This is a genomic window from Amycolatopsis sp. H20-H5 (assembly GCF_035828755.1).
Taxonomy (GTDB): domain Bacteria; phylum Actinomycetota; class Actinomycetes; order Mycobacteriales; family Pseudonocardiaceae; genus Amycolatopsis.
In genome coordinates this window covers 12,949-28,636 of sequence record NZ_JAYMZS010000049.1, presented here as the reverse complement: position 1 = coordinate 28,636, position 15,688 = coordinate 12,949, and the positions used below count along the sequence as shown (strand labels likewise).

Here is a 15,688-nt window from a genome sequence, read left to right as displayed (position 1 = left end):
GTCACTCCTCACTGCTGTCGTCGGCATGACTGCGCCCACTGGAACGATAAGCCGAGCCGCCGCCGCTCACCGGAACACCTTCGCCTTCCGGTGGGCCGTCTTCGTCGGTGTGTTCCTTCAAAGCGTGCCGTCCAGACTTGTAACCCCGTTGGAAGCTTGCCATCCGGCTCCGTGCCGCTGTCGCCGAGCGGGTGATCGCACCCGTTCCCGGCAAGCCGGCCGTGGCGTCGGCGAACGCGTCCTGCTTCTCGCCGCCACTGACCGAGCCTGGCACAAGATAAGCGTTCGGCACCCGTTTGGGGAGACCCGCCGGGGTGATCACCTCGGACTTGGTCTCGAGCAGCGCCTGCGCGGCCTGCCAGCCGTTGTCCGACGCGCTGTACCAGCCGTCGTCCATCGAGACCTTCGGCTTGTCGAGCAACCCCTCCTCGTGGGCGCCGTTGTGGTGTTCCTCCTCAGCGACCGGCTGAGCGGTTTCCACCGGCTCGGCCGTCGGGAACGCTTCAGGAGTCTCCACCGCTTCGGGCTCTGGGAAGGGCTCAGAGACGCTCTCAGGCTCGGCGTAGGCGGCCAGCGTCTCGGCTGCTCCGCCGGACGCCGCCTCGTCGCCTTCGCTGAACCACCGCGACAGCACCGACTGGTATATCGGCAGCCGCCGGGTCGGGACGTCGTCGTCGAGCGCCGACGCGCCGCTGCCGCCGACTTCGTGCCTGCTGGGCTCGTCGGGGGTCACCGGGACGTACTTGGGCTCGCGCTTCGGCAGGACCAGCGGCGCGAACTGCGTGTCGGAGTGGCTGCTGGCGCCGTCACCATTGCCATTGCCATTGCCATTGCCACTGCCACTGCCACTGCCGTTGCTCGGCGCGAGGTCCTCGGCCGTCGGCCACGCCGGGGTGTCCGGGATGGATCTCGGCGGGCTGAGGAAGGCGTGGTTGCTGCCGCCGACGAGGTCGTCGAGGCTGATCGGCTGGTCCAGCGGGACCAGCCCGCCCACCTGCGGCTCGGGCTGCTTCGGCGGCGGAGGTGGAGTCGGGTTTTCCAGCTGCCGCTCGATCGGCGGCATGCTCGGCATCGACGTCTCCGCGCGGTTCACCGGCGGCGGGGTGTTCCGCGGCGCGGCGGTCCGCATCGGCGTGAGCAGCTCGGCGGGCACCAGGACACGGGCGATGACGCCGCCCTCGATGTCCTCGTTCTCCCGCAGCCGGACCTCGATGCCGTGGCGCTGCGCCAGGCGCGCGACCACGTACAGGCCCATCCGCCGGGTGACCGAGACGTCCAGGTCTGGCGGGTCGGCCAGGCGCTGGTTGACCTCGGCGAGGCGCTCCTCGGTCATCCCGACCCCGTGGTCGGTGACCTGGATCGCGAGCGCCTTCTTGCGGGTGATCACCGCGCGGACGGTGACCTTCGTCTCCGGCTCGGAGAAGTAGGTCGCGTTGTCCAGCAGCTCGGCGAGCACGTGCACGAGGTCGTGGATGGTCAGGCCCTGCACCGCGACGTCGGGCACCATGCCGACCTCGATGCGGGCGTATTGCTCGATCTCCGAAACCGCCGCGCCGATGACGTCGCCTGCGGGCACCGGCTTCGGCACCGACTTGGCCAGCCCGGCGCCCGAGAGCACCAGGAGGCTTTCACCGTTGCGCCGCAGCCGGGTGGCCAGGTGGTCGAGCTCGAACAGGCTCGCGAGGTGGTCGGGGTCCTGCTCGTCGGCCTCGAGCCGGTCGATGACGCCGAGCTGGCGTTCCACCAGCCGCTGCGAGCGCCGGGAGAGGTTCACGAAGATGCCGTTGACGTTCTCACGCAGGAGGGCCTGCTCGGCGGCCATCCGGATCGCCTGCTCGTGGACGACGTCGAACGAGCGCGCGACCTCGCCGAACTCGTCACGCGAGGTGATCGGCACGGGCTCGATGGCCCGTTTCGAGGCCCGGACCGGGTCCGGGTCATCGAGGATCGCCTGCACGGTTTCGGGCAGCCGGGTGTAGGCGACCTGGAGCGCGGTGCTCCGCAGGATCCGGAGCGGAAGCAGCATCAAGCGCGCCACGAAGAGCATGAGGCCGAGCGCGGCGGCGAGCGCGAGGAGCACGATCGCGGCGCCGATCCAGGCCGAGTTGATGGCCGCGGTGGCCAGGTCGTCGGCGCGCGTGCGCAGGGAGGTCAGCAGGTTGGTCTCGACGGCGCGGAGCCGGTCGGTGGCGAGCCCGCTGTCCTTGCCGAGGACGGCGGCGTCGACGTTCGGCGCCTGCGCCAGCTGGGCCAGCGCGAAGGCCGAGGTCTGGATGCGCCGCCGGTCGTCGATCTCGGGACCGCTGTAGGTGTCCGAGTAGAGCTGGCGCTGGTCGATCGTGGCGCTCGCGAGGAACGACGCGATCGCGGCGTCACCACTGGCCTGCGCGGCCCTGGTCTGGTCGAGCAGGTCGCCAGGAAAGCTGCCACGGAAGGCCGCGATCTGCAGCGAAGCGTCGCCGCGGGCGTAGAACTCCTTCGCCCTGCTGATCGCCTGGGTGCTCGTGCCGAGGCGGAGCACGTCGCGGTTGGTGACCGCCGTGGTCACTTCCTGGCCGAGCTGGATCAGGGAGTCGAGGATCGACGAGTAGGTGTTGAGCACCGCGACGTCTGAGTAGGAGGAGCTGCTGATGGCGCCGCGCAGCGGGCGCAGCGCGTCGAGCCGCTGCAAGCCCTGGCTGTAGCGGTCCTTGGTGGCCTGATCGTCGGTCGTCACCGTGCCCGCGGAGTTGCGCAGGTCGTCGACGACGCGATCGACCTTGGCGATCTGCGCGTCGAGGCCGGTCTGGCGCAGGCTGTCCTGTGACGAGACCCGGCCGATGGCGAGCGCGCGCTCGCCCTGCAGCTCGTGGACCACGGTGGTGATCTTGACCGCGAACCCGACCTGGTCGGCGGTCTGCTGGAACTGACCGGCCTGGCCGGCGTCGTCGACCACCCGCAACGCGCCCAGCGCGAGCGCGGTCAGCGTCGGGATGATCAGGACTGCCGCGAGTTTGGACCTCAGGCGCCAATGGCGCAGGCCAAAGAAGGAGCCCGTCCGCTCAGGACGCTCTCCGCTGCTGCTCGCAGGGGCCCCTCCAACCCCCGCGGTGTCTTCATTCGGCACCGCACCACCATCGTTGTCCGGACTCGATGAGCCCATCTTGGTGAAACTCTGATAAGAGTTGTCCGAGACCACTATCCACACACTCCCGGCCACCGGGTCGAGATCCGGTGGGCCGCGCTGCCGGGCCGAGCCGCATCACTGGGCAAAGCACGTGGCAGAGGGCAAGCGTGCATGCGGAATCGGTTCAGCTTTTGCATGACTTCGGTCCCTGCACTGGTAGATCACTGGTCCGTTCGGCCTAATCCACCAGCTCGCCGGACAGTGCCGGCCCTATGCCGAGCACTGCCGACGCTGTGCGGAGAGCTTCGCACCACCGAAAACGTCCGCTACTTTCGGCCATGCTGAGCACTCACTCTCACTACATCGGTGGTCCACACCTCACACTTGTAGGAGCAGAGGGTAGCGAACGCCGAGGCAAGATGTAACCCTTCCGTCCGCAGCTGCGGACAAGCACCAGGTGGCCCTTGACCTGACGCTGCCGATGCGCCGAAGGGTAAGCGGCGAACTACTGGGAGTGGAACCGTCACGGCTATCACCACCCGATTGGGTGATATACGCCACATCTGAATCGGTGCCGAACACCCGTTGTTAGGCGGCTGTACGTTCTCTACAGTAACCGCGTGACTCCGGACAATGAGCCACATCCCATCCGATTGGTCCACGACACCCGTGGCCTCGTTATCAAGGAGTAGGCCTTGCTCGGACTTGCCAAGAACAGCAGCTGGGGGCGCAGAAAGCGCGGCGTGCTCGGTCTTGCGCTGACCGCCGTCGTCCTGACCTCGGTGAGCGGCTGTGGCCTGCTCGGCGGATCGGACGACTCCGCGGCCTCTTCCGGCGCCGGTGGCGTGGAGAAGGCGAAGATCAAGGTCTCGACCCTGCCGACGATCGACCTGGCGCCGCTCTGGCTCGCCCAGGAGGGTGGTTATTTCAAGGCCGAGGGCCTCGAAGTCGAGACTGTCACCGCGGCCAGCGGCCAGGCCTCGATGACCAAGATGATCGGCGGTGAGGTCGACATCGCGTTCTCGACCTACGCACCGTTCTTCATCGCGAAGAGCCAGAACGCGGCCGACATCAAGATCATCGCCGACGCCTCCTCGGCCAGCCCGAAGAGCAACGAGATCGTCACGGTGCCGAACTCGCCGGTCAAGACCATCAACGACCTCGCGGGCAAGAGGATCGCGATCACCGCGAAGAACACCGCCTCGGACATCCTGACCCGCTCGGTCATGAAGGACCACGGCGTCGACTTCAGCAAGGTGCAGTGGGTCAGCCTCGCCCTGCCGAACATCGCCGCCGCCCTGCAGTCGGGCCAGGTCGACGCGGCCTACCTGCCGGAGCCGTTCCTCACCCAGGCCGCGAAGTCAGCGGGCGCCCTTCCCGTCGTGGACGCCGCGACCGGTGCCACCCAGGACTTCCCGCTGACCGGCTACGGCGCGACCGGCAAGTGGGTCTCGGAGAACCCGAAGACCCTCGCCGCCTTCCAGCGCGCCATGCAGAAGGCCACCCGCGACGCGGCCGACCGCGCGAAGATCGACCCGCTCGTGGTGAAGAACGCCAAGGTCGACGCGGACACCGCGGGGCTGCTGACGCTGCCCACCTTCGGGTCCACTTTGGACGCACGGCGACTGCAGCGCGTCCCCGACCTGCTGCAGCAGATGGGCGCCATCACCACCAAGATCGACGCGGCGCCGATGATCGCCCCCCAGGCAAACGGCTGACGTGAAGAGGGTTTTCCGGAGTCTGGCCGGTCTGGCCGTTTTCCTCCTGCTCTGGGAGGGAATCGTCCGGGCCGGCCTGGTTCGTCAAGAGTTCCTGCCACCACCCAGCGTCGTCTTCGCCACCTTGTTCCAGCTGCTCGGCGACGTCTCCTTCCTGCGTGACGTCATCGCGACCTTCCTCGCCTGGCTGATCGCCGTGCTCATTTCGGTCGCGATCGCGGTGCCCGCCGGGCTGCTGCTCGGCAGCATTCCCGGCCTGCGCGCGTCGACCGCGGTGATCATCGAGTTCCTCCGGCCGATCCCGGTGGCCGCGCTGATCCCGCTGATCCTCCTGCTGATCGGCAGCGGGCCGGACGCGAAGATCACCCTCGCGGTGTACGCCTCGCTGTGGCCGATCATGTTCAACACCATCTACGCGCTCGGCGAGATCGACCCGGTCCTGCTGGAAACCGCGCGGGCGTGCGGAACGAGCAAGACCCGCACGCTGTTCTCCGTGGCCCTGCCGCACACCGCGCCGTTCGTCTTCACCGGCATCCGGCTGTCCGCGACCATCGCGCTGATCGCGGTGGTGAGCACGGAGTTCCTGGCCGGGGCCGAACTCGGCATCGGCAACTTCATCCTCGAAGCCAGCACCGGTTCCACCCGCTTCGACCTCGTGCTGGCGGACACCATGGTGACCGGGATCCTCGGCTTCGCCATCAACGGAGGCCTGGAGCTGCTGGGCAGACGGCTGTTCCGCTGGAACACCGCCGATCGGGAGGCCGTCTGATGAGCGCCATCACGCTTTCGGGCCGCGTCGGCCGTGGAGTGTCCTCGATCCTGCGCACCTGGCTGCTGTTCATCGCGATCCTCGTGCTCTGGGAGATCGTCACGCGGGCCGCGGCGAACACCTTCTTCCCGCCGCCGAGCAAAATCGCGACCACCGCGGCGGGCCTGTGGTTCACCGGCCCGGCCGGGCACCTGTTCCTCACCGACACGGTGTTCGACAACGTGTTCCCGAGCCTGGGCCGCACCCTCGGCGGGTGGCTGATCGCGAGCGTCATCGGGATCGCGGTCGGCGTGCTGGTCGGCCGGTCCCGGACCGCGATGGACTACGTCGGCGCGCTGTTCGCGTTCTTCCGCGCGCTCCCGCCGCCCGCGCTGATCCCGATCTTCATCGTGCTGTTCGGCATCGGCCCCGGCATGCAGACCGGGTCGATCATCTTCGGCGCGGTGTGGCCGGTGCTGCTCAACACCGTCGACGGGGTCCGCTCGGTGGACTCGGTCAAGGTCGAAACCGCCCGCTCGTTCCGTACCCCCAAGGGGTATTGGCTGGCCATGGTGGTGCTGCCCGCCGCCGCGCCCAAGATCTTCGCCGGACTGCGGCTGAGCCTGTCCATCTCGTTGCTGCTGATGGTGGTCTCCGAGCTGGTCGGGCCGCCGAACGGGATCGGGATCTCCCTGCTGCAGGCGCAGCAGGCCTTCGACTTTCCCCTGATGTGGTCGTGGCTGGTCCTGCTCGGACTGCTCGGCTACGGGTTCAACGCGGTCTTCGTCGCGGTGGAACGCCGGGCGCTCGCCTGGCAGCCCACCGGCGGCCGCAACTAGCCTGAAGGAGCAAGTAATGTCGACCATGCTCGAGGTCTCCGGCCTCAATCACCGTTACGGCACGGGCGAAAAGGAACACATCGCGGTCAACGACCTGACGTTCACCGTCGAGGCCGGCCAGCTGGCCAGCATCGTCGGGCCGTCCGGCTGCGGGAAGTCGACGCTGCTGCGCTGCATCGCGGGGCTGATCAAGCCGACGTCGGGCACGGTCAGCCTGCACGGCGACCGGGTCGACGGCGTGCCGAGCGACCTGGCGGTCGTGTTCCAGGACTACAGCCGATCGCTGTTCCCGTGGCTTTCGGTGGCCAAGAACGTCGAGTTTCCCTTGCGCTGGGGCAGTTTGAGCAAGACCGACCGCCGAGAGCGGGCACAGGAGGCGCTCGACCAGGTCGGGCTTTCCGGCGTCGGCGGCAAGTTCCCGTGGCAGCTCTCAGGCGGTATGCAGCAGCGGGTGTCGATCGCCAGGGCGCTCGCCCGGCGTCCGGCGTTGCTGCTGATGGACGAGCCGTTCGCGTCGGTGGACGCGCAGACCCGGTTCGAGCTCGAGGACCTCACGCGGCGCGTGCAGCGTGATCACGGCAGCACGGTTCTGGTGGTGACCCACGACATCGACGAGAGCGTCTACCTGTCCGATCGGGTGCTGGTGCTGTCGAAGTCGCCCGCGTCGATCGTCGCGGACCTGACCGTGGGCCTGCCAGCCGAGCGCGACCAGATCACCACGCGCGAGTCGGCGGAGTTCGTCAGCATGCGCGGCGAGGTCGCCCGGCTGCTGCACGGCAAGGAAGCTGTCACCGCCGCGGGCGACGCGGCCGAGTGGGAACTGGCCGAGAAGTCCGCCACGGCCGACGTCGAAGCCGAGTCCAAGACGGGCTAGGGGCGCGTCCCCGATATCCGGTTTCGGCGCCCAGCACGCGCCGCTATGGTGGGCCGATGGCATCGGTCAAGCAGGTCCAAGTCACCTTCGACTGCGCGGAACCCGAACGCGTCGCACGTTTCTGGTGCGAGGTGCTCGGGTACGTCGTACCGCCGCCGCCGGAGGGGTTTGCCACTTGGGCCGAGTTCGATCGCTCGCTGCCGCCTGAGCAGCAGGGTTCGGCGTTCGCCTGCGGTGACCCCTCAGGAGTGGGCCCGCGACTGTTCTTCCAGCGCGTTCCCGAGGGCAAGGTCGTCAAGAACCGGGTGCATCTCGATGTGCGGGCAGGCACCGGGCTCGTGGGTGAAGAGCGCCTCGCCGTACTCGAAGCCGAGTGCGCACGGCTGGTCGCACTCGGCGCGGTCTGCGTGCAGGTACTGCGTGCCGATGGCGTCAACGAGTCGTGCATCTCGATGCAGGACATCGAGGGCCACGAGTTCTGTCTCGACTGACGGGCCGTCCTCTTCTGTTTGTCAGTAGAGCTTATGGAACGCCGAGTCGACGGTCACGTGCACGAGCGTCGGGCGCGAAGAGGCGAAGGCTGCTTCGAGCGCTCCCTTGAGCTCAGCCGCTTCGGAGACACTGGCCGCTTCGCAGCCCATACTCCTTGCCAGGCCGGGGAAATCGATGCCGCCGAGCTCGGCGCCCGGGATCTTTTCCGCGCCCATGGCGGCGCCCAGCGCACGAAGGGCGGCGTACTGCGAGTTGTCCAGGATCACGAACGTCACCGGCAGCCCGTGCTGCGCGGCCGTCCACAGGCCTTGGACGGAGTACATGCTCGACCCGTCCCCGAGCACGGCGACGACCGGCCTTTCCGGCGACGCGAGCGCCGCGCCGACAGCCGCGGGCAGCGCATAACCCAGCGTCCCACTGGCCATGGTGAGGAAACCGCCGTCGGTCGAGGTGATCGGCAGGTGGTTATGCAGATCGTTGCGGTGACTCGGCGCCTCTTCGACGACGATCGCGTTGTCCGGCAGCAACTCCGCGAGCACCGAGTAGACATAAGGCGCCGAGATCGGGCTCGTCTCCACCGGCCTTTCGGGCCGTGCCAACGGCTCCGGCGTGGCCCGCTCGACCTCGCCAACGGCCGCGTTCAGCGCACGGATCGCCAGCCTTTGCGTCGAGCGGATCGCGACGCCCTCGGCAGGCCTCGCGAGCAGCTGCTCGTCGTCGCTGACCAGGTACAACGGCGGGAGTGAGAGCTCGGGCTCACCGTGATAGACGTGATAGGTGAAGGCGGGCGCGCCGAGCACGACGACGAGGTCGTGCGCCTGCAGCGCGGCGGTGATCAACTTGCGCTCGGGATGCAGGAACCCGAGGAACAGCGGGTGATCCTCGGGGAACGAGCAGCGCGCGGACATCGGCGACGCCCAGACCCCGGCGTTGAGCCGCTCGGCGAGCGCGACGACCTCGGGCACGACACCTTCGGCGTCGACGGCGGCACCGACCACCAGCCCGGGACGCTCACTGGCGTCCAGCGCGGCGGCGAGCTCGATGAGCGCGTCCGGATCCGGTGCGAACCCGGGGATCCGCGGCCGGGACACGATGGGCTTGCTGGTCTCGACGTCCCAGTCGTCGGACGGGACGGAGAGGAAAACGGGACCCTGCGGCTCCTGCGTGGCGATGTGGAAGGCCCGCGCGATCGCGCCGGGGACCTCCTCGGCGCTGGCGGGCTCGTGGCTCCACTTGACGTACGGCTTGGGGAAGTTCGCCGCCTCCGTCGCGCCGAGGTACGGCTCGTCCGGCAGCAGGTTGCGGAGCTGCTGACCAGCGATGATGACCATCGGCGTCCGGTTGCGGAAGGCGGTGAACACACTGCCGAGCGAGTGCCCGACCCCACCGGCGGAATGCAGGTTCACCAGCACCGGACGGCGCCCGGCCTGCGCGTACCCGTCGGCCATGGCGACCACGGTGGCCTCCTGCAGGCCGAGGACGTAGGTGAAGTCGTCGGGCCAGTCGGCGAGGAAGGCGAGTTCGGTGGACCCGGGATTGCCGAAGACGGTGGTCAGCCCGAGTTCCCTGAGCAGTTCACGGGTCGCGTCCCGTACCGTGCGATTTCCCATGGCCCCACGCTATCTGGTGGCTACGGGCGCGGTGCGGCGATGCCGCGTACGAACGCCGCCCAAGCGTTGGCGGGCAAGGCCAGTGCGCCACCGGTGCGGTCCTTGGTGTCGCGAATTCGCACCACCTGGGCGACAGCGACCTCGACACAGTTCACCTGAGTACCACTGTAGCTGGACTTGCACCAGGTGGTGATCGTCATGCCTGAACCTCCAGTTCGGTGAGCACCCCCCGGATGAACGTCACGGAATCCTGCTCGCTCAGTGCCAAGGTGGTCATCATCTTCGCGGCTGCCTGGTAGGCGGCCACCTGTTCATCATAGATGTAGGCGCAGCCTCGATGGTGTTCGACGAAGACGATGGGTTGCAGGTCGGCGAAGTCGTAAATGACGAAAGCGCCGCTGAGACCCGGGTGGAATCCTTCGCCAATGGGAACAATTCGCAGAGCGAGGTTCCTGAACTGTGAGACCGCAAGCAAGTGCCGAAGCTGCTCGGCCATGACAGCGTCACCACCAATCCGCTGACGCAGCGCGACCTCGCCCAGCAGCAAGCTGTACCCCATAGCATCGTGGCCGCTCAACACGTCTCGGCGGCCCAGCCGGATCATCAGCCACTGCTCGACCTCGGCGGGCTTCAATTTCTCATAGGCGAAGATCGCTCTCGCATAGTCGGCGGTCTGCAGCAATCCGGGGATCAGCATCGGCTCCCAAGCGAAGGCCGCCGCGGCATCACGCTCGTACTCGATGAAAGCGGTCAACGCCTGCGGCGCGTCGGGGTAACTCCGCTCGAACCAGTTCGGCTCGCGGGCGTTGCGGGCGAGGTCGAGCAGCCGCTGCTTTTCGTCGCCGGTGACCCGCAGGCACGCGAGGATCGCCGACACGTCCTCCACCTTGGGCAAGCGCGTCCCGCGTTCCCAGTGCGAAAGATCCGGCCCGGGGATCTCCAGCAGCCTGGCCAGCTCACCTTGCCCGAACTTGCGCGCCAGACGCGCTCTGCGCAGCGCACCACCCAGCGCTCTCGCCCGGGGTGTCGCTATGAGTGCCTTCATGTGCGCATTGTGTCACCGGCCACCGACTGAACCGTCCGGGCGATCGCCCGTTTGCCCTGCGTTTTTGCAAGACGGACCTTCGGCGACCATGGGCACAAGCGACTCCGAGGAGTCCCTGTACGACCGCATCCACGACCTCGCCGCGACGCTACCCGAAGACGCCCACTGGCTCACCGGTTCGGTGTCCCGCGCGGACGGCTGGCGCGACCTCGGCGAGCGGCTCGACGAACTCGGCTCGGCCCTGCGCGCCCACGCCGACGAACTCGACCGCGTCGCGGCCGGTCTCCTGCCCGAGCACGGCTGGATCCCGGAAGCGGGCCGACCGGCGGGGCGGCGCCGGGTCGCCCACTACGTCGGCAAGGGCGAACTGCGGCTCGGGCTCATCTACGTCTCGGCGTGCGGCACGCCGTGTTTCCCCCTCTACGGCCGGGATCGCACCGGCAAGACCGTCCGGCACGAACGATGCCGAGCCTGCGAAGCCGCAAGGATCAGGACTTGACGAGCTCGACCCACCGGCGGACGGCGTCGATGTCCACATCGGACTCCCAGCCACCCGGCCGGACCGCGCTGCCCACGTGGAACGCCCGGACGCCACCGGCGCGCAACAGGTGGACCTGCTCCGCGCGCAGGCCGCCGCCGACGAGCAGCTGCGGGCCGGGGCGCCGGACGAACTCCTGCAGCACCGAAAGTCCGCTGCCGACGCCGCTCGGGTGACCGGCGGCCAGCACCGTGTCGCAGCCGAGCTCGGCGAGCTGGCCGTAGGCCCGCAGGGGGTCGCGGGTGCGGTCGATCGCGCGGTGGAACGTCCAGGGCAGGCCGCCGAGCTCATCGGCGAGCGTGCGGACCGACTCGACGTCGATCTCGCTGTCCGCGTCCAGGAAGCCGAAGACGAACTCGCGTGCCCCGGCCTCCCTCAGCCGGACGGCCTCCTTGCGCAGGCCCTCCAGATCGCCTGCGGCGAAGGAACCGTTGTCCCGCAACATGATCCGTACCGGGAGATCGGTCGCCGACAACACGTCGCGGACCACTTCGGGTGCCGGGGTGAGCCCGTCCTGCGCCATGTCCGCGACCAGTTCGAGCCGGTCGGCACCGCCTGCCTGCGCGCGTTCCGCGTCGGCGGCGCCGAGCGCGATCACTTCCAGCAGACCGGTTTTCGAGCTCATGCCTCATCCATTCTCGACTGAAAAACAGCAGTGGTGACGTCCGGCCGTCAGGCGGGCGGAGCGTCGTCCCCCCGCGCGTGGCGGCCTCGCCGGACGCCGCCCTGCAGGCTCGTCATCCGTTCGCGCACCGCCTCGGGGGAAAGCGAGAGTATCGGCCGCTCCCCCGCGGCTTTCGAGGGACGGGGGTCGTCCGTCGAACGGGCAGGCGGTACCGCCCTCGGGAGGAACGGCCAGGTGTCCTCGGCGCCGTCCTCCTGCTCCAGCTCGATCGGAGTCGGCCAGCTCGGCTCCGGCTCCGCGACCGGCGCTTTCTCCGGCGGCGGGGCAGGCGCGGGCTCCGGTTTCGCCACGGGAACCAGCTTGGGCTCCGTAGGCGGCTCTATGGACGGCTCAGGCGGCGCGACAGGCTCGGGCGGTGGCGCGGGTGCGGGTTCCGGTTTCGCCACGGGAACCAGCTTGGGCTCCGTGGGCGGCTCGGGCGGCGTCACCGGCTCCGGCGGCGGCAGGACCACAGACGCGGGCGCGGAGGCGGGCTCAGGAACCGGTACGGGCTCCGGCACGGGCGCGGTTTCGAGCGTGGGCGGCAGGTGCGGCGCCGACGGGAGGGACGGGATCTCGCCGGATTCCCCCGCCTCGAACCACTGCGAAAGGACGTCGCGGAAGGCGGGCATCCGCTCGGTGGGCGCGTCGAACTCGAGGGCGTGCGCCTCTTCCTCGTCGGTCGGCCAGTCCGGGGTGGCGTCGCGTGCCACCACGGGCGCGCGCCGGAGCGGGCCGGGGTCGAGGACCGGCATGAACGGCGATTCCTCGTCGTTGTCCGGCTGCGGGTCGGGCTCCAGCGCGGGCAGCGGCGCGAGGGGCGCCAACAGGTCCGGGGACTCTTCGGCGAGGGCGGGCGCGGGTTCCGGCGGCAGCGGCGGCAACTCGACGGGCGGGGCGTCGACGATCAGCTCGGCGGGCACGACCACGCTGGCGGTGAGGCCGCCCTCGTCTGCGGGGTGCAGCCGGACGTCGATGTGGTGCCGCTTGGCCAGCGTCGCGACGACGTACAGACCCATCCGGCGCGACACCTCGACGTCGACGTCCGGCGGGTTCGCCAGCCGGAAGTTGGTCCGGTCGATCTCCGCCTGCGGCATGCCCGCGCCGCGGTCGGTGATGTTGATCCGCCATTCGCCGCCGGCGGTTTCGGCGCTGTCGACGCTCACCATGGTGTGCTCGCCGGAGTACCTCGTGGCGTTCTCCAGCAGCTCCGAAACCACGTGCACGAGGTCGTTCACCGCCGCGCCGCGCACGGCCAGCTGTGGCGCCGGGGCGAGCTCGATGCGCTGGTAGTGCTCGACTTCCGAGAGCGCGGCGCCGACGATCTCGTCGGCCACCACCGGCCCGGAGTCCTCCCGCACCAGGTCACTGCCGGAAAGCACCAGCAGGTTCTCGCTGTTGCGCCGCATCCGCGTCGCGAGGTGGTCGAGCTCGAACAGCCCGGCGAGGGTGTCCGGGTCCTGCTCGCCCGCCTCCATCCGGTCGAGCACGGACAGCTGCCGTTCGACCAGATCCTGACTGCGCTGCGAGAGGTTGACGAACATCGCGTTGACGTTCTCCCGCAGCATCGCCTGCTCGCCCGCGAGCCGCACGGCCTCCCCGTGCACCGCGTCGAAGGCCCTGGCGACCTGCCCGACCTCCTCGCGGCTGAACACCGGCACCGGCGCGATGGCGAGGCGCTTGCGCAGCTTCTCCGGCTCCGGTTCGGGATCGGTCAGCAGGCCTTGCACGGCGGCGGGCAGCCGGTGCTCGGCGACCTCCAGCGCGCTGCGGCGCAGGATCCGCAACGGCTTGAGCAGCGACCGCGCGATGATCACCGACAGCACCCCGGCGACGAGCAGCACCGCGAGCACGATGCCGCCGTCCCAGATCGCGGACATCCTGGCCCGCGCGGCGAGCCTGTCCGTGCTCTCCTGCAGCTGGACCAGCAGCGCCTGCTGCACCTGGTGGGCCAGGTTGACCGTGTAGGTGGCGGCGGTGTCCCACTGGTTGGGATCGAGCCCGGCGAGACCCTGGTCGTTCTCGGCGCGGGTCAGCGCGGACTCGACCATGTCGTTGCCGATGTCGACGACCAGCCCGATCACCGTGTCGTCGTACATCCGCTCCTGGTCAGGGGTGGCGAAGGTGCGGTAGTCGTTCTGCGCGGCGGCGAGCTCGGCCTCGGCGCCCAGCAGCGCTCGCGTGCGGTCGCGGCCGAGGTCCCCCTGTGCCAGCGCCTCGGCCATGATCGCCCGCTTGACCGACATCTGGTCCTTGATCCTGGCCAGCGCGTTGCCCGCCAGGCGCAAGCGGGCGAGTTCCGGGGAGGTGACGTCGGCGGCGGTCGAGTCCCCGATGTCGAGCAGGCCGGAGATCATCTCGCTGTAGGAGCGCAGCACGGCGTCGGCGGGGAATGCCGAATGCTCCGCGGAGAACCGGAGCCCGCCCAGCACCCGCAGGCGATCGTCGGTCTGCTGCAGGCTCTTGGCCGCGTCCGCGGAAAGGCGGGAGCGGCTGTCGGCGAGGGTGCGCTCGAAGGTGCCGATCGACCCGTCGACCCGCTGGCGCTGGCTGAGCAGCTCCGCGATTTCGCCCTTGCGGTCACCGGCGACGTACCGGACGGTCAGGTCGCGTTCGCGCTGGAGCTGGTGCAGCACCTCGGCGGTCGTGCTGTCGACCCGGCCGCGGGTGGCGAACTCGGCGAGCTGCTGCGCGTCGCCCAGGTCGGTGTTGACGCGCAGGCCCACCAGCGCGATGACGGCCAGCCCCGGGATGAGCAGGACGGCGAAGAGCTTCGTGCGCAGCCGCCAGTTGCGCAGGCGCCAGTTCCCACCGGCGTTCTGACCGGCATGCGGATCCGCCGCGTCGCCCTGAGGGGGACGCTTGTCGCGACGGGTCACCTGGCTTCCTTTTCCACCGCGGGACCTCACCCGCGGCCGGCATTGGGGATCATCGACTCGAACCTACTGGACGGTAGTGACGTTCGAGAAGATTCGACAGCCGCTCTACTGTGGGACGGCGCTGACCGCGATCGTATGGGCAGCGGACCGTAAGCTCCAGCACACGGAGCACATTCTCTCGGTACGTGAGAGCTGGTGAACATGCGAAAACTGGCGATTCCGCTGGTAGTCGCCTTTCTGACCACCGCGGGGTGCGGACTGTTCTCCGGCGGCGACTCCACAGCGTCACCACCGCTCGAGCGAGCGACCCTGCGGGTCGGAGTGGGCAATCCCATCGACACGGCCCCGCTGCGGATCGCGGCGGCGAGCGGCCGGTTCGGCGCGGCGGGCCTGCGGGTGGAACTGGTCGAGCTCGGCTCCGGCGACGGCCTGGACAAGCTGGCGGCGGGCCAGGTCGACGTGGCCTTCGCGAGCGACGTCTCGATGTTCCGCGCGGCCGCGGCGGGGACGGCACTGCAGGTGCAGGGCGAGGCGTACACCTCGGGCAGCAACACCATGGCGCTCATCACCCTTCGCGGCTCGGACTACACGGACCCGGCGGCGAAGAAAGCGCCGAAGATCGCGGTGAACATGCTCGACGACGTGGGCGCGCTCGCCGCCCGCTCGGTGCTGGGCACCGCGGGCGTCGACCGGAGCCGGATCCAGTTCGTCCAGCGCCCGTTCGACCAGATGACGCAGGCGCTGCAGGCGGGTGACGCGGACGCGGCCTGGATGGTCGAGCCGTACATCACCCGCGCGGAGAAGGAACTCGGCGCGCACATCCTCGCCGACGGCGCGCGCGGCGCGACACTGGACTTCCCGATGTCGAGCTACGCGTCGACCGGGATCTTCGCGCAGACCAATCCCCGGACGCTGGCCGCGTTCCGCAAAGTGCTCGGACAGGCGCAGGCGAGCGCGGCCGACCCGGCCTTGGTGCGCGACGCGCTGCCGCAATTCTCCGACATCGACTCGACGACGTCGTCCTTGATCTCGCTCGGCTCGTATCCCGCGTCCCTCAACGGAATCCGGTTGCAGCGCGTGGCCGACCTGATGCACAACGCGAGCGTGCTGCCGGGTCGTCTCGACGTGCAGTCCCTGCTCCCCAGCGCGACCGGAAGCTAACAAACTCGCACTTG

At 69.3% G+C, this 15,688-nt stretch carries 13 protein-coding genes; 7 read left to right on the top strand and 6 right to left on the bottom strand.

What is annotated here, in order from left to right:
• Position 1: 1 nt before the first annotated feature.
• The gene (locus QMK34_RS25110) at positions 2–3,142 is read right to left on the bottom strand and encodes a sensor histidine kinase (protein WP_326416784.1); all 3,141 of its coding nucleotides are present in this window, start codon (positions 3,140–3,142) and stop codon (positions 2–4) included.
• A 659-nt stretch (positions 3,143–3,801) separates the two neighbouring features.
• Here QMK34_RS25110 and QMK34_RS25105 point away from each other — a divergent pair.
• From QMK34_RS25105 to QMK34_RS25085, 5 genes are read left to right on the top strand one after another with little or no spacing between them, the layout of a single operon-like run.
• Positions 3,802–4,824 carry an ABC transporter substrate-binding protein gene (locus QMK34_RS25105; protein WP_442785207.1) on the top strand — a complete coding sequence of 341 codons (1,023 nt, stop codon included), beginning with the start codon at positions 3,802–3,804 and terminating at the stop codon, positions 4,822–4,824.
• A gap of 1 nt (position 4,825) precedes the next feature.
• Positions 4,826–5,593 carry an ABC transporter permease gene (locus QMK34_RS25100; RefSeq protein WP_326416782.1) on the top strand — a complete coding sequence of 256 codons (768 nt, stop codon included), beginning with the start codon at positions 4,826–4,828 and terminating at the stop codon, positions 5,591–5,593.
• Complete coding sequence (locus QMK34_RS25095) at positions 5,593–6,411, top strand: ABC transporter permease (RefSeq protein ID WP_326416781.1); 819 nt, start codon at positions 5,593–5,595, stop codon at positions 6,409–6,411. Before QMK34_RS25100 ends, QMK34_RS25095 begins: the two co-directional genes overlap by 1 nt.
• A 16-nt stretch (positions 6,412–6,427) precedes the next feature.
• Positions 6,428–7,285, top strand: a complete 858-nt coding sequence (locus QMK34_RS25090; protein ID WP_326416780.1) for an ABC transporter ATP-binding protein — start codon at positions 6,428–6,430, stop codon at positions 7,283–7,285.
• A 56-nt stretch (positions 7,286–7,341) separates the two neighbouring features.
• Entirely contained in the window at positions 7,342–7,776 is a 435-nt protein-coding gene (locus QMK34_RS25085; RefSeq protein WP_326416779.1) for a VOC family protein, read from the top strand.
• Positions 7,777–7,797: 21 nt separating this feature from the next.
• On the opposite strand, the gene mdlC is transcribed toward QMK34_RS25085, so the two are convergent.
• From mdlC to QMK34_RS25070, 3 genes are read right to left on the bottom strand one after another with little or no spacing between them, the layout of a single operon-like run.
• Positions 7,798–9,387, bottom strand: coding sequence for a benzoylformate decarboxylase (mdlC, locus tag QMK34_RS25080; protein ID WP_326416778.1), 1,590 nt, complete (start codon positions 9,385–9,387; stop codon positions 7,798–7,800).
• Between the two features lie 20 nt (positions 9,388–9,407).
• On the bottom strand, positions 9,408–9,587 hold the full coding sequence (locus tag QMK34_RS25075; protein ID WP_326416777.1) for a DUF397 domain-containing protein: 180 nt from the start codon (positions 9,585–9,587) through the stop codon (positions 9,408–9,410).
• A complete protein-coding gene (locus QMK34_RS25070; RefSeq protein WP_326416775.1) occupies positions 9,584–10,432 on the bottom strand; it encodes a helix-turn-helix domain-containing protein in 849 nt (282 codons plus the stop codon). The genes QMK34_RS25075 and QMK34_RS25070 overlap by 4 nt, the downstream gene beginning before the upstream one ends.
• 88 nt (positions 10,433–10,520) lie before the next feature.
• Between QMK34_RS25070 and QMK34_RS25065 the strand changes: the two genes are divergently transcribed.
• Entirely contained in the window at positions 10,521–10,931 is a 411-nt protein-coding gene (locus QMK34_RS25065) for a hypothetical protein (protein WP_326416774.1), read from the top strand.
• Here QMK34_RS25065 and QMK34_RS25060 read toward each other — a convergent pair.
• Both QMK34_RS25060 and QMK34_RS25055 read right to left on the bottom strand, forming a co-directional pair.
• On the bottom strand, positions 10,921–11,595 hold the full coding sequence (locus QMK34_RS25060; protein ID WP_326416773.1) for a copper homeostasis protein CutC: 675 nt from the start codon (positions 11,593–11,595) through the stop codon (positions 10,921–10,923). The two genes, QMK34_RS25065 and QMK34_RS25060, sit on opposite strands and share 11 nt — an antisense overlap.
• 47 nt (positions 11,596–11,642) lie before the next feature.
• The gene (locus QMK34_RS25055) at positions 11,643–14,513 is read right to left on the bottom strand and encodes a sensor histidine kinase (protein ID WP_326416772.1); all 2,871 of its coding nucleotides are present in this window, start codon (positions 14,511–14,513) and stop codon (positions 11,643–11,645) included.
• A gap of 201 nt (positions 14,514–14,714) precedes the next feature.
• Here QMK34_RS25055 and QMK34_RS25050 point away from each other — a divergent pair, with 201 nt between their 5' ends.
• Positions 14,715–15,674: an ABC transporter substrate-binding protein gene (locus QMK34_RS25050; protein WP_326416771.1), complete on the top strand. Its 960-nt coding sequence runs from the start codon at positions 14,715–14,717 to the stop codon at positions 15,672–15,674.
• Positions 15,675–15,688 lie beyond the last annotated feature (14 nt).

Coding starts and splice junctions, on each gene's coding strand:
- mdlC (WP_326416778.1), bottom strand. CDS start 9,387: ATGGGAAATCGCACGGTACGGGACGCGACCCGTGAACTGCTCAGGGAA.
- QMK34_RS25085 (WP_326416779.1), top strand. CDS start 7,342: ATGGCATCGGTCAAGCAGGTCCAAGTCACCTTCGACTGCGCGGAACCC.
- QMK34_RS25060 (WP_326416773.1), bottom strand. CDS start 11,595: ATGAGCTCGAAAACCGGTCTGCTGGAAGTGATCGCGCTCGGCGCCGCC.
- QMK34_RS25075 (WP_326416777.1), bottom strand. CDS start 9,587: ATGACGATCACCACCTGGTGCAAGTCCAGCTACAGTGGTACTCAGGTG.
- QMK34_RS25090 (WP_326416780.1), top strand. CDS start 6,428: ATGTCGACCATGCTCGAGGTCTCCGGCCTCAATCACCGTTACGGCACG.
- QMK34_RS25050 (WP_326416771.1), top strand. CDS start 14,715: ATGCGAAAACTGGCGATTCCGCTGGTAGTCGCCTTTCTGACCACCGCG.
- QMK34_RS25070 (WP_326416775.1), bottom strand. CDS start 10,432: ATGAAGGCACTCATAGCGACACCCCGGGCGAGAGCGCTGGGTGGTGCG.
- QMK34_RS25095 (WP_326416781.1), top strand. CDS start 5,593: ATGAGCGCCATCACGCTTTCGGGCCGCGTCGGCCGTGGAGTGTCCTCG.
- QMK34_RS25065 (WP_326416774.1), top strand. CDS start 10,521: ATGGGCACAAGCGACTCCGAGGAGTCCCTGTACGACCGCATCCACGAC.
- QMK34_RS25110 (WP_326416784.1), bottom strand. CDS start 3,142: ATGGGCTCATCGAGTCCGGACAACGATGGTGGTGCGGTGCCGAATGAA.